Source organism: Pseudomonas sp. CFBP 8771, from assembly GCF_014841695.1.
Classification (GTDB): domain Bacteria; phylum Pseudomonadota; class Gammaproteobacteria; order Pseudomonadales; family Pseudomonadaceae; genus Aquipseudomonas; species Aquipseudomonas baltica.
On the sequence record NZ_JACYUJ010000006.1, the window covers coordinates 393318 to 407453 of the forward strand.

The window sequence follows — 14136 nt, forward strand, 5'->3', positions numbered from 1 at the left end:
CGGCGGACAGGGGCAGCGTGTTGAAAGCAGTGGCAATGGTGGTCACGGGACGGGCCTGCAAAACAAAATGTCGCGCAGTGTATCAGCCCCGTGGCCTTTCGCCCTAAGCCTGCTTAGTGCTCCACCGGAGGTTCCTGACGAGGTGCGCGCCGTCCATCGCTGTCGGACAGTTGCACGAAGATCCCGGCAGCCAGCATCGCCATCAACCCGATGGTCAGGAACGTGGCCTGGAACGCACCCAGCACCGTGTCCACACCCTCGTTGCCCAGGGACGCGGTGAATCCGCCCAGCAGTGCACCGGCGCAGGCCACGCCCAGGCCGAGGGAGAGCTGCGCCACCACCGAGAGCAGACCGTTGCCACTGCTGGCGCTTTCGTCGTCCAGATCGATCAGGGTCACGGTGTTCATCGCCGCGAACTGCAGCGAGTTGACTGCGCCGAGCAAGCCCAGCTGGGTCAACAGCAACCAGTAGGGGGTGGTTTCCGAGACCAGGCCGAGGCTGGCCAGCAACACGCCCAGCAGCAAGGTGTTGCCGGTGAGCACGATGCGATAGCCGAAGCGTTCGATGATCGGCCGGGAAAACGACTTGGAAACCATGGCGGCTGCCGCCAGTGGAATCATGCTCATGCCGGCTTCCGAAGGCGAATGCCCCAGGGCCACTTGCAGCAGCAACGGCACCATGAACGGCAGGGCGCCGCTGCCCAGGCGGGCGAACAGATTGCCGAGAATGCCGATGGCAAAGGTGCGCGTGCGAAACAGGTTCGGCGAGAACAGCGGGTTGTCGATCTGCCCCGCCCGCAGCCAGTAGGCGGCCAGGCAGGCCATGCCGACGAACAGCAGCAGCATCACTCGCAGGTGCGGCAAGTGCAGCTCGCCCAGGCCCTCCATGGCGATGGTGATGAGTACCATCGCCGCCCCGAACAGCACGAAGCCGATGCCATCGAAGCGCGTGCGTGCGGCGCCGCGCAGGTCGGGCACGAAGTGCCACACCGCCCAGCAGCCCAGTGCGCCCACCGGCAGGTTGATGAGAAAGATCCAGTGCCAGCTCAGCCATTCGACCATCCAGCCACCCAGGGTCGGCCCCAGCAGCGGGCCGAGCAAGGCAGGCACGGTGATGAAGCTGAGGATGCGCACCAGTTCCGAGCGCGGGTAGGCGCGCAGCACCACCAGCCGGCCCACCGGCAGCATCAGGGCACCGCCCAGGCCTTGAATGACCCGAGCCGCGACCAGCATCGCCAGGCTCTGGGACAGTGCACACAGCAGCGAGCCGATGCTGAACAGCATGATGGCGCTGAAGAACACCTTGCGCGTGCCGAAGCGGTCGGAAATCCAGCCTGAGGCGGGGATCAGCAGCGCGACCGTCAGCATGTAGGCGATGATTACCGATTGCATGCGCAACGGGTTTTCCGCCAGGTCGCTGGCCATGGCCGGCAGCGCGGTGTTGAGGATGGTGCCGTCCAGGGCCTGCATGAAGAAGGCAATGGCGATGACCCAGGGCAGCCAGCGAGCGGTAGCGGGATCCAGTGTTGGGCGCGTGGACATGGGGCCTCTTGTTGTTTGAGGTGGATGACGAATGTTCATGGCAAACCCCGTAGCAGCGGTCACCGGCCGCGACAAGTGCGCCGCGGTGTACCTGACACTCTACGGTGTACCTTTCGCGGCCACGGACCGCTCCTACGGTTACCGCGTCGCCGCGACCTGTCGTAGGAGCGGTCACCGGCCGCGAAGGGTTGCCGCGGTGTACCTGACGCTCTGCGGCGCCCTTTTCGCGGCCACGGGCCGCTCCTACAGTGACCGCAATGCCGCAACCTACTGTAGGAGCGGTCATCGGCCGCGAAGGGGTCGCCGAGGTGTGTCAGGCCGATGGCGGTGCCCTTTTCGCGGCCACGGACCGCTCCTACAGCGTCAACAGCAACCGTTTGAACAGCGCGCCCGGCAACAGGCTGGAGCTGGTCTGACGCTCGCCGTAGGTGCTGGTCGACAGAATCAGCTCGCGCTCCACTGTCAACGTTTCCAACTGGTCACCCAGGACACTGTAGACGCTGTCGTCGAAACGCATGGTCTGGACCGGTGCAACGATCTGACCATCTTCCACCCAGAAAGTGGCGAACCGAGTCAGCCCGGTCATGCGCGCCGCTGGCATGTCGGAGTAGTTCAGGTACCACAGGTTACTGATGTACAGCCCGGTGCCGAGGCGTTGCAGCACCTGGGCCAAAGGCAGGTCGCCGGCGGCCATCTGCAGCGCGCCGGGCATTTCCGAGTTGTCCGCGCCGTTGCCTTGCAGGCCGTATTCGGCCGCGCTGCGCGAGTCCACCAGGCGTTCGACGGCCAAACCGTGGCTGACCAGCGAGAGGTCCTTGCGCGGATAGCCTTCCTGGGAAAACGCCGGGGTCAACGAACCGCTGATGCGCTCCTCGAAGCTCACCTGCGCACTCAAGCGTGCCTCGCCGGCGTACAGCCGTTGCAGGGGGCTGTTCTTGCTGGCGATGGCTTGTGCAGAGAAACCGCCCCAGCCGAGCATGCCGATGATTTCATCCAGGGCCGCCGGCGCCAGGTAGGCGCGATACGCGCCCGGCAACAGCACCTTGGGCGGTCGGCTCAGGTGCTCCAGCTGCTCGCGGGCCTGGGCCAGGCGATCGGCGAAGGCGCGTGCCTGCCACTGCTGGCCGGCATAGTTCGCCTTGACTGCCTCGCCGTTGGCATGGAAGAGGCTGAAATCGAAATTGAAACTGTTGGCCTGATGCCAACCGCAGGCCCCGTCGCTGTTGGCGAAACCGCGGCAGATCGTGCCCGCGGCATAGATGCCGACCAGGTCCAGGCCGCTGGCCGCCGAACCTATCTGTTCGACCACCTGACCCGCATCGGGCAAGGGCGTGTCGTCGACATGACGGGTCTGCCACGGCGAGGTGTCGAGTTGCAGGTAGGGGTCCGGTTGCAGCAGCGGCAGCGTCTGGCTCAACTGGTGCAGGGCCTGGGTCAGACGCTGCCGGTCCACCTCCAGGTCCTCGGCCAAGGTCAGTTGCAGCTCGGCCTGACGACCGTCTTCGATCAGCTTCAGCGACACCGTGGCCTGGGCAACCTGCCCCGCCTGGCGTACCCGGGCGTGGTTGAAACGGATGAAATCCGAGGCCTCGGCGTTGTAGCTCAGGGTGAAGCGCTGGGTTGGGGCCGCAGCCTGGCGCAGCCACTGCACCAGTGCCTGGAAATGCTCGGCGTGATGGCTCATGCGTCACCTCCAAAAACGTCGATCTGGCTGAACACGCAACTGGGCGAAGCGTGCCCCACACGAATGACCTGGTTGGGCTCGCCCTTGCCGCAGTTGGGCGTGCCCAGCACCTGCAGCGTGCTGGCGTCGCCCACGGCGCTGAGTTTTTTCCAGAAGCTCGCGGAAATACCGCGATAGTTGGGGTTCTTGACCACGCCCTTGAGTTCGCCGTTCTCGATCAACCGACCCCATTCGCAGCCGAACTGGAATTTGTTGCGCGCATCGTCGATCGACCAGGAACGGTTGGTGGACATCAGGATGCCGTGCTCGATGCCGGCGATCAATTGCGCCTGGCTGTGCTCGCCCGGTTCGATGTTGAGGTTGGCCATGCGGTCGATCGGCGCCCGGTTCCAGCTGCTGGCGCGGCTGTTGGCCACGCCCGCCATGCCGCTGCGGTATTGCGACAGCGCGCCGCCCAGTGGCCGGACCAGTACGCCATCGCGAATCAGCCACTGCTTGCTCGCTGCAGTGCCGTCGTCGTCATGGGCATAACTGGCCAGCTCGTGGGGAATGTCCGGGTCGAAGGTCACATTGAGCAGCGGCGAGCCATACTGCAGGTGACCGAAGTCTTCGACCTTGACGAAGCTGGTGCCCGCGTAGTTGCGCTCATCACCCAGGATGCGGTCCAGCTCCAAGGGGTGGCCGATGGATTCGTGAATCTGCAGCATCATCTGGTCGGGCGTCAGCAGCAGGTCGCGCGGGCCCTGTGGGGCGTTGGGCGCCAGCAGCAACTGCAGGGCCTGGTCGGCGACCTGGCGAGCCGCGCCAACGATGCCGCAGCGCTCTATCACGTCGACACCGCCTTGCTGGCCGAAATTGTCGCGGCCCAGGCTGCGGGTCTGGCTGTCGTTGCCATCGAAAGCGGTGACGCTCAAGCCAGGAAAGACGAAGCGCTGCGCCTGGCGGATCTGCGCGCCGGCACTGTTCAGGTAGATCTGTTCGACATCGGTGACGCCCAGGCCGGCATACCAGCTGACCAGGCGGGAGTCGTCGGGCACGCTGGCCGATTCTTCATTGAGCAGTTGGTAGCACTGCGCGAGCGTTGGAAAGGCAGCCTGTACGTCAGGCGAGAGGTAGTCGTTGCGCGCACTGCTGACGGGTTGCTCATTCAGGTCGAGCAGGGCATGGGCGGCGATCGCGCCTGCCTGCTGTTCGGCACGCGTCAATGCCTGCTGCAACCCCCGCAGGGAAAGGTCGCCGGTGGCGGCATAGGCTTCCACGCCATTCACTCGAACGGTGATCATCACCCCTTCGTCGAGATTCAGGCTCGGCGGTTCGGCAATGTTCTTGCGCACGGCCAGGTGCTGGCTGGATTGGCGCACGTGGCGCAGGGAGAAGAATTCGGCGCGGGTGCGCAAGGCGGCGAAACGTTGTTGCAGGGGGGCGGTGAAATCGAACATGGACGGGCCTCTGGAGGGCGTCGGCGCTTGGCCTTTTCGCGGCCGCAGGCCGCTCCTACAGGGGATTACAGTGTCCTGTAGGAACAGCACGCGGCCGCCAAAGGGCCCGCAGACCGACCCGGAATCTGGCAGGCCCACAGCTTAGGCCTGCCACCGGCACGGAGCAAATCCGGATCAGCCGCGGGTGGTCGCGCCCACTTCGCGCATCGGCTTGCCGCGTACTGGCGCATCGCCGGCGACATAGTAGGCCGCGGTCGAACGCGCTTCGGGCTTGCGGCCACGAATGCGGTCGGCGATCTTCTCGGCGATCATGATGGTCGGCGCGTTCAGGTTGCCGGTGGTGATGATCGGCATGATCGAAGCGTCGACCACACGCAAGCCTTGCAGGCCATGCACGCGACCCTGACCATCGACCACGGCCATGTCGTCGGTGCCCATCTTGCACGAGCACGACGGGTGATAAGCCGTTTCGGCATGCTCGCGGATGAACTGGTCCAGTTGCTCGTCCGTCTGCACTTCGATGCCTGGGCTGATTTCACGCCCGCGGTACTGGTCCAGCGCCGGCTGCTGCATGATCTCGCGGGTCAGGCGAATGCCGTCGCGGAACTCCTGCCAGTCCTGCTCGCTGGCCATGTAGTTGAACAGGATGCTCGGGTAGTCGCGCGGGTTCTTCGACTTGACGTTGACGCGGCCGCGACTCGGCGAGCGCATCGAGCCCACGTGAGCCTGGAAGCCGTGTTCCTGAACGCCCTTGGTGCCGTTGTAATTGATCGCCACCGGGAGGAAGTGGTACTGGATGTTCGGCCATTCGAACTCAGGGCGCGAGCGGATGAAACCACCGGCCTCGAACTGGTTGCTGGCGCCGATGCCGGTGCCCAGAAACATCCATTCGGCGCCGATCTGCGGCTGGTTCCACCACTTCAGCGACGGGTACAGCGAGACCGGCTGGGTGCAGCTGTATTGCAGGTACATTTCCAGGTGGTCCTGCAGGTTCTGACCCACGCCTGGCAAGTCATGCACGACGTCGATGCCCAGGGGGTGGAGCACCTCGGCCGGGCCGACGCCGGAGCGCTGCAGAATCTGTGGCGAGGCGATGGCGCCGCCGCACAGCAGCACTTCCTTGCGGGCGCGGGCCTGAATACGCTCGTCGCTGTCACCGACCAGGTAGCTGACGCCAACCGCGCGCTTGCCGTCGAAGACGATCTTGTCGGTCAGGGCGTGAGTGACGATGGTCAGGGTGTCGCGTTGCTTGGCCTGGTCCAGATAGCCGCGCGCGGTGCTGGCGCGTCGGCCCTTGGGCGTCACGGTGCGGTCCATGGGACCGAAGCCTTCCTGCTGGTAGCCGTTGAGGTCGTCGGTGCGCGGAAAGCCTGCTTGCACACCGGCTTCGACCATGGCGGCGAACAATGGGTTGTTGCCGGGCTTGGGCGTGGTGACGCTGACCGGACCTTCGCCACCGTGGTAATCGTTGGGGCCGATGTCACGGGTTTCGGCCTTGCGGAAATACGGCAGGCAGTCCAGGTAGCTCCAGTCTTCCAGGCCTGGCAGCTTGGCCCAGCCGTCGTAGTCCATGGCGTTGCCGCGGATGTAGCACATGCCATTGATCAGCGAAGAGCCACCCAGGCCCTTGCCGCGGCCACATTCCATGCGACGGTTGTCCATGTGCGGCTCGGGCTCGGTCTCGTAGGCCCAGTTGTAGCGGCGGCCCTGCAGTGGAAAGGCGAGGGCGGCGGGCATCTGGGTACGGAAGTCCAGACGATAGTCCGGTCCGCCGGCTTCAAGCAGCAGGACCGTCACGCCCGGATCTTCGGTCAGGCGCGTGGCCAAGGTGTTGCCGGCCGAACCGGCGCCGATGATGATGTAGTCGAATTCCTGGGACATGGAGGTTCCCTCTTTGAAAAAATGGGTCGGTGGGGCTGATGACCCTGTAGGAGCGGTCATCGGCCGCGAACGGCGCGCTGCGGTCCCGGGTCAGAACACCGAAACGTAATCGCCCAGTTCTACCTGTACCGATTTGATCCGGGTGTACTGCGCCAGCGAACTGATACCGTTCTCGCGGCCCACACCGGATTGCTTGTAGCCACCCACCGGCATCTTCGCGTCGGACTCGCCCCAGGCGTTGATCCAGCAAATGCCTGCTTCGAGCTGATGGATCACACGGTGCGCACGGTTCAGATCGCGGGTGACCACACCGGCAGCCAGGCCCATCTCGGTGGCGTTGGCGCGGCGGATCACTTCTTCTTCGCTGTCGTAGCCGAGGATGCTCATCACCGGGCCGAAGATTTCTTCACGCACGATGGTCATCTCGTCGCTGCAGTCGGTGAACACGGTCGGGACGACGAACGCACCCTTGCCCAGTTCACCTTCGCTCAGCCGCTCGCCGCCGCACAGCAGGCGCGCGCCTTCGGCCTTGCCCTTGGCGATGTGGCCCAGCACGTTTTCCATGTGGGCAAAGCTCACCAGCGGACCGAAATTGGTGTTCTCGTCTTCAGGGTTACCGATGCGGATACGCTGCACACGTTCCAGGATCTTCGCTTCCAGCTGGGCCTTCAGCGCGTTGGGCACGAACACTCGGGTGCCGTTGGTGCACACCTGGCCGGAGCTGTAGAAGTTGGCCATCATGGCGATGTCGGCGGCCTTGTCGAGGTCGGCATCGTCGAAAATGATCAGCGGCGACTTGCCGCCCAGTTCCATGGTCACTTCCTTGAGCGAAGAGCTCGAGGCGCTGGCCATGACCTTCTTGCCGGTGCTGACGCCGCCGGTAAACGAGATCTTCTCGATACGCGGATGCTCGGTGAGCCACGCACCGACTTCGCTGCCGCTGCCGGTGAGCACGTTGAACACGCCATCGGGCAGACCGGCTTCGGTGTAGATCTCGGCCAGCTTGAGCGTGGTCAGCGAGGTGACTTCGCTGGGCTTGAAGATCATCGCGTTACCGGCGGCCAGCGCCGGTGCGGACTTCCACAAGGCGATCTGGATCGGGTAGTTCCAGGCGCCGATACCGGCGGTCACGCCCAAGGGCTCGCGGCGGGTGTAGACGAAGGAAGTGTCGCGCAGCGGGATCTGTTCGCCTTCGATGGCGGGCACCAGGCCGGCGTAGTACTCCAGCACGTCGGCACCGGTCACGATGTCGACGTAGCGGGTTTCCGAATAGGACTTGCCGGTGTCCAGGGTTTCCAGCAGGGCCAGTTCGTCGTTGCGTTCGCGCAGCAGGTCGACGGCTTTGCGCAGCACTCGCGAGCGCTCCATGGCGGTCATCGCGGCCCAGACTTTCTGGCCTTTCTCGGCGCTGGCGACGGCTTTCTCGACGTCCTGGGCAGTGGCGCGCTGGACCTGCGCCAGCACCTCACCGGTGGCCGGGTTGACGGCATCGAAGGTGCCGCTGCCGCTGGCGTCCACGTAGCCGCCATCGATGTAGAGTTTTTGCGTTGGGAAACGGGCCATAAGATCCTCGCGGTGCAGTTAAGGTGGCAGCAGGCGAGGCGCGAAGCTTCAGCGCTGCTGTTTTGCCAGTTGCATGTCCATGTATTCGCAGGCGATACGGTGAGCCTGGGCGGTGTCGAAGGCATCGCCCGACAGCGCGCCGCGCAACCACAGACCGTCGATCAGGGCGGCCAGGCCGCGTGCGGCGTTGCGTGCCTGTTCCACCGGCAATTCACGGCGAAACTGGCAGCACAGGTTGGAATACAGGCGGTGATCGTTGATCCGCTGCAACCTGTGCAGAGACGGCTGATGCATGCTGGTGGCCCAGAAGGCCAGCCAAGTCTTCATGGCCGGAGCGTTGACCTGGCTGGCGTCGAAGTTGCCTTCGATGATCACCTGCAGGTGCGCCCTGGCGCTGTCGTCGTTCAAGGCTTGTCGCCGTGTGGCGACGTTGTCGATCAGAACGTTCATCAAGTGGCGCATGGTCGCCGCGATCAGGCCGTTCTTGTCCTGAAAGTAGTGACTGATGATGCCGTTCGACACACCGGCCAGACGGGCAATCAAAGCGATGCTGGCGTCACTCATGCCGACCTGATCGACCGCCTGGAGCGTGGCTTCGATCAACTGTTGGCGGCGGATGGGTTGCATACCGACCTTGGGCATTGGGCAAATCTCCTTGGGCCTGCAGTACGGGCAGTGAGTGACAGCCGACTGAAGCCAGTCTAGTTTATTTTTATTGAACGATCAATCAATAAAAAAGGACAGGTGAATGTGCGCGTGGTTTTAGAGGATTGGGAAGGGGAAGGCAATGGGCTTCGAGAGGGGGGTGTCAGGTAGGTTGCGGTGATGCATTCGCGGCCGCTGACCGCTCCTACAGGGAATCGCACAGTCGTGTAGGAGCGGTCGGTGGCCGCGAAAAGGACGGCGCGGTGGATCAGGGGGAATGCGGCAAGGCCTTCGCGGCCGCTGACCGCTCCTACAGGGAATCGTACAGTCGTGTAGGAGCGGTCCGTGGCCGCGAAAAGGGCGGCGCGGTGGATCAGGGGGGATGCGGCGAGGCCTTCGCGGCCGCTGACCGCTCCTACAGGGAATCGAACAGTCGTGTAGGAGCGGTCGGTGGCCGCGAAAAGGACGGCGCGGTGGATCAGGGGGAATGCGGCGAGGCCTTCGCGGCCGCTGACCGCTCCTACAGGGGATGGCGCCCACAGGGTGTGGCCAGCGGAGGGAAGCTCAGCCCAGGTTCTTGCCCAGCAGGGCGTGGTACAGCTCGGTGTCTCCGAGAATGCCTACCACCTGCTTGTCGCTGTCCTGCAGCACCAGTTTGTGCCCGGTCTGGTAGCGGATCTGCAAGGCGTCGCGCATGCCGATGTCGGCATGGACCAACGTCGGGCGCCGCCCCAGGCCTTCCATGGCTTGCCCCGGTGCCCAGCCTTGCAGGTCGAGCACGGCATCGCCCTGACGTGCGCTGGTCAGCGAGTTGCCGGCGCCCAGGTTCAGCCATGAATCCACGCCTGGGTCCAGGCACACCGAACCATTGACGCGCGTGCACTTGTCCAGCGTGCGCATCAGGCTGCGCCCGCACAGCACATTGAGTGGATTGGTGTGAGCCACGAAGGTCCGCACGTAGTCGTCGGCCGGGTTGAGCACGATGTCCTCGGGCACGCTGTACTGAATGATCCGCCCGTCTTTCATGATGGCGATACGGCTGCCCAGTTTGAGCGCCTCGTCCAGGTCATGGCTGACGAACACGATGGTCTTGTTCAACTTGCGTTGCAGCTCCAGCAGCTCGTCCTGCAGGCCTTGGCGGATCAATGGATCGAGCGCCGAAAAGGGTTCGTCCATCAGCAGGATGTCGGCATCCATGGCCAGCGCCCGAGCCAGGCCCACACGCTGCTGCATGCCACCGGACAGCTCATCGGGTTTCTTGTTGCGCCACTGGGTCAGCCCCACCAGCTCCAGCTTCTCGTCGACCAGCTTGCGCCGTTCCTTTTCCGGACGGCCCTGCATCTCCAGGCCAAAGCTGATGTTCTCGCGCACCGTCAGCCAGGGCATCAGGGCGAACTTCTGGAACACCATGGCGATGCGCTGGGTGCGCATCATCTTCAGTTCCGCAGGTGTGCAGGCGGCGATGTCGATCTGGCGATCTTCATGCTCGACGAACAGCTTGCCGCGGCTCACGGTGTTCAACCCGTTGATGCAGCGCAGCAGGCTTGACTTGCCCGACCCGGACAGCCCCATCAACACGCAGATCTCGCCCTTGTTGACGTCCAGGCTGGCTTTTTCCACGCCCACGATCTGCCCGGTCTTTTTCAGGATCTCGTTGCGGGTCAGGCCCTGGTCGAGCAGCTTCAGCGCTTCGCGTGGATCCTTGGCGAAGATCACATCGACGTTGTCGAATCGAATAATGCTCATGCATCACCCCCTATCTTCACGTCAGGTTGTTTGCAGATTCGGTCCAGCATGATCGCCAGCAATACGATGGCCAGACCGGCTTCGAAGCCCAGGGCGATGTCGGCGGTGTTCAGCGCGTTGACCACCGGCTTGCCCAGGCCATCGGCGCCTACCAGGGCGGCGATCACCACCATCGACAGCGACAGCATGATGCATTGAGTGATACCGGCGGCGATGCTCGGCATGGCGTGCGGCAGTTCGATGCGCGACAGCAGTTGGCGTCGCGAGCAGCCGAAGGCCTTGCCGGCGTCCATCAGCTCTTGCGGCACGTCGCGGATGCCCAGGTAGGTGAGGCGAATCGGCGCGGCGATGGCGAACACCACCGTGGAAATCAGGCCTGGCACGACGCCCAGCCCGAACAGGGTGAGCGTGGGAATCAGGTAGACGAAGGTCGGTACCGTCTGCATCAGGTCGAGGACCGGGCGCATCATCGTGTAGAACATGGGTTTGTGCGCGGCCACGATGCCCAGCGGCACGCCGATGATCACGCAGACCAGGGTGGCGAACAGCACCTGCGCCAGGGTCTCCATGGTTTCCTGCCAGTACCCCAGATTGAGGATCAGCAGGAACGACAGCGCCACGAACAGCGTGAGTCCCCATTTGCGTTGGATGAAGTGCGCCAGCGCGGCGATCAGTGCGGTGAGTACGTAGGGGTTGAACCAGGTGAGGCCGGCGGTGAAACCATGAATGATCGCTTCGAGCGTGGATGCGATGGCATCGAACGTCGAGGCCCCGTGTTGAGTGAGCCAATCGACGAACGCCGCGATGTACTCGCCCAGGGGGATCTTGTGGTCTGTCAGCATGGTAGTGAGTGTCCGCATGCGAGGGAACAAAGTGCCGGCCGGTGAGGCCGGCAACCGCCGGCCCGCTTGCCTGCGTTATTGCGCGAGCTTGGCCTTGACGGCTTCAAGACCCGGCTTGCCATCAATGGTGGTGACGCCAGCCAGCCAGGTATCGAGCACCTGTGGGTTGTTTTTCAGCCAGGCCCGTGCGGCCGCGTCGGGTTTCTGCTTGTCGTCCAGGACATTGCCCATCAGCGTGCTCTCCATGGCCAGGCTGAACTGCAGGTTTTTCAGCAACTGGCCAACGTTGCTGCATTCTTGGGTGTAGCCCTTGCGGGTGTTGGTGTAGATGGTGGCCTGGCCGAAGTTGGGGCCGAAGAAGTCATCGCCGCCGGTCAGGTACTGCACCTTGAAGCGGGTGTTCATCGGGTGCGGTTCCCAGCCCAGGAACACCACGTCGGTGTTGCGCCGCTGAGCACGGTCGACCTGCGACAGCATGCCGGCCTCGCTGGATTCGACCACCTTGAAGCCGGCGTCCTTGAGGCCGAACGCGTTCTTGTCGATCATGCTCTGGATCAGGCGATTGCCGTCGTTGCCCGGCTCGATGCCGTAGATCTTGCCGTCCAGTTCCTTCTTGAACTTGACGATGTCGGCGAAATCCTTGAGGCCCTTGTCGTACAGTCCCTGAGGCACGGCCAGGGTGTACTTGGCGTTTTCCAGGTTGGCCCGTACCGTTTCCACGGTGCCGGCGTCGCGGTAGGGCTTGATGTCGTTTTCCATGGTCGGCATCCAGTTGCCGAGGAAGACGTCCATGTTCTTGCCATCGGCCAGGGACTTGTAGGTCACCGGCACGGAAATCATGGTGGTCTTGGTCTTGTAGCCCAGTGACTGCAGCACCGCACTGGTAACCGCGGTGGTAACGGTGATGTCGGTCCAGCCGACATCGGAGAAATTCACAGTGGCGCATCGCGCCGGTTCCGCTGCTTGAGCCAGTGCAGGCAGGCCCAGCAGAGTAGCCAGCAGAATCGATGATGGACCTTTCATGGTGTGCTCCCGGTTTTTCTCGGCGTGGGCCTGACGGCGCGCCACGCTTGTCTGGATGCTCGATCGCCGCGCATGCGGCGGGTGCGCCGACACGGTGCCAGCGATGAGCCGTGAGTGATCATGTACCAGCGCAAATCAACCGCCTACAGGGTGCGTCGTATCCAGTGCGGACAGAGTCGTATCCAGTGTCGGTGACGTCGCTTACAGCTCATGGGGCTTGCAGCAGCGACCTTACCCGCGACATCGACGTACATCCACCTCTATGAGGTTGCCACACGAGCGTGCAGGCGTGACCGCCACGCCTCATTTTCGCGCGCGGTGCCTGGAATCCATCGACACACGCGTGCAGGGCTCGGCGATAGCGGGCAACGTGCTTGCGGTGACACTTGGCGGCGCAATGCCCCAACGGCTGCTACCGAATTGCTCAGACCCCACGGCGGCTATGCTTTTGGCAAGAATCCAACGCCGCCGACGAAGACCCTGCGCACGGCTCTGCATAGCCCTGCGCGACGTCGTTTTCAGGCGCCATGGAGTTCCCGACCAATTGTCGGCATGGCGTTTGCGTAGCAAAGCAAAGCCCCTGTCAAACAGAGGGTAATAACAAGAGCCTGCCTGAGGCCACCATCCGCTTCGCGTAAGGAGATACCGCAATGACGTCCTTCACCCCCGGCGCTCAACCGCAGACTCGCAGCCCTCAGTCCATCGGCTTCCTGTTGCTCGACAACTTCACGCTCATCTCCCTGGCCTCGGCGGTCGAACCGCTGCGCATGGCCAACCAGTTGTCTGGGCGCGAGCTGTATCGGTGGACCACCCTCAGCGCCGACGGTGGCCAGGTATGGGCCAGTGACGGACTGCAGATCACCCCGGATGCGGCCATGCACAAGGCTGCGCCGCTGGACGCGGTCATCGTCTGTGGCGGTGTCGGTATCCAGCGTGCCGTGGGCCGTGACCACGTCAGCTGGTTGCAGAGCCAGGCGCGGCAGTCCAAGCGCCTGGGTGCGGTCTGTACCGGTAGCTGGGCACTGGCCTGCGCCGGTCTGCTGGATGGCTTCGAATGCAGCGTGCACTGGGAATGCCTGGCCTCGATGCAGGAGGCCTTTCCTCGGGTGGCCATGAGCACACGGCTGTTCACCCTCGACCGCAATCGCTTTACCAGTTCGGGCGGTACCGCGCCGCTGGACATGATGCTGCACCTGATCAGCCGCGATCATGGCCGCGAGCTGTCGGCGGCGATCTCCGAGATGTTCGTCTACGAGCGCATTCGCAACGAGCAGGATCATCAGCGCGTGCCCCTCAAGCACATGCTGGGCACCAACCAGCCGAAGCTGCAGGAAATCGTCGCGCTGATGGAAGCCAACCTGGAAGAGCCGATCGATCTGGACGAACTGGCGGTGTACGTGGCGGTGTCACGGCGCCAGCTGGAAAGGTTGTTCCAGAAGTACCTGCATTGTTCGCCGTCGCGCTATTACCTCAAGTTGCGCCTGATTCGGGCGCGGCAGCTGCTCAAGCAGACGCCCATGTCGATCATCGAAGTGGCGTCGGTGTGCGGCTTCGTTTCCACGCCGCATTTCTCCAAGTGCTACCGCGAGTATTTCGGCATTCCGCCGCGCGACGAGCGGGTTGGTTCCAATACCACCCAGCAGGTGGCGATGTTGCCGATTCCGCAGGCCATGGTGCTGGCAGGTCCGTTGTCGGCATTGAGCCAGGCGCGCAACGAATCGACCTTTGCCAGTGTAAGGATCTGATACTGCGGCGCACCCTTCGCGGCCACT

General features: G+C 63.7%; 10 protein-coding genes. 1 reads left to right on the forward strand and 9 read right to left on the reverse strand.

All coding sequences use genetic code 11. The annotated features are described in order from the left end of the window. Positions 1–113: 113 nt before the first annotated feature. The 9 genes from mdtD to IFT80_RS16365 form a co-directional block, all read right to left on the reverse strand. A complete protein-coding gene (gene mdtD, locus IFT80_RS16325; protein WP_192055000.1) occupies positions 114–1541 on the reverse strand; it encodes a multidrug transporter subunit MdtD in 1428 nt (475 codons plus the stop codon). Positions 1542–1896: 355 nt separating this feature from the next. Further along, on the reverse strand, positions 1897–3225 hold the full coding sequence (locus IFT80_RS16330; protein ID WP_192137879.1) for a TldD/PmbA family protein: 1329 nt from the start codon (positions 3223–3225) through the stop codon (positions 1897–1899). Further along, positions 3222–4664, reverse strand: coding sequence for a TldD/PmbA family protein (locus IFT80_RS16335; protein ID WP_192054997.1), 1443 nt, complete (start codon positions 4662–4664; stop codon positions 3222–3224). Before IFT80_RS16335 ends, IFT80_RS16330 begins: the two co-directional genes overlap by 4 nt. A 174-nt stretch (positions 4665–4838) precedes the next feature. Beyond that, on the reverse strand, positions 4839–6545 hold the full coding sequence (gene betA / locus IFT80_RS16340; protein ID WP_192054995.1) for a choline dehydrogenase: 1707 nt from the start codon (positions 6543–6545) through the stop codon (positions 4839–4841). 90 nt (positions 6546–6635) lie between these two features. Beyond that, positions 6636–8108, reverse strand: coding sequence for a betaine-aldehyde dehydrogenase (gene betB / locus IFT80_RS16345; RefSeq protein WP_192137880.1), 1473 nt, complete (start codon positions 8106–8108; stop codon positions 6636–6638). A 48-nt stretch (positions 8109–8156) separates the two neighbouring features. Next, a complete protein-coding gene (betI, locus tag IFT80_RS16350) occupies positions 8157–8750 on the reverse strand; it encodes a transcriptional regulator BetI (protein ID WP_122479801.1) in 594 nt (197 codons plus the stop codon). A gap of 567 nt (positions 8751–9317) precedes the next feature. Then, positions 9318–10499 (reverse strand): choline ABC transporter ATP-binding protein, encoded by a 1182-nt coding sequence (gene choV, locus IFT80_RS16355; RefSeq protein WP_122715900.1) that lies wholly within the window; start codon positions 10497–10499, stop codon positions 9318–9320. Further along, positions 10496–11341, reverse strand: coding sequence for a choline ABC transporter permease subunit (gene choW / locus IFT80_RS16360; RefSeq protein WP_043192362.1), 846 nt, complete (start codon positions 11339–11341; stop codon positions 10496–10498). Before choW ends, choV begins: the two co-directional genes overlap by 4 nt. Positions 11342–11416: 75 nt before the next feature. Then, on the reverse strand, positions 11417–12364 hold the full coding sequence (locus tag IFT80_RS16365) for a choline ABC transporter substrate-binding protein (RefSeq protein ID WP_122479799.1): 948 nt from the start codon (positions 12362–12364) through the stop codon (positions 11417–11419). A 650-nt stretch (positions 12365–13014) separates the two neighbouring features. Here IFT80_RS16365 and gbdR point away from each other — a divergent pair. Beyond that, on the forward strand, positions 13015–14109 hold the full coding sequence (gene gbdR, locus IFT80_RS16370) for a choline metabolism transcriptional regulator GbdR (protein WP_122479798.1): 1095 nt from the start codon (positions 13015–13017) through the stop codon (positions 14107–14109). Positions 14110–14136: the final 27 nt, after the last annotated feature.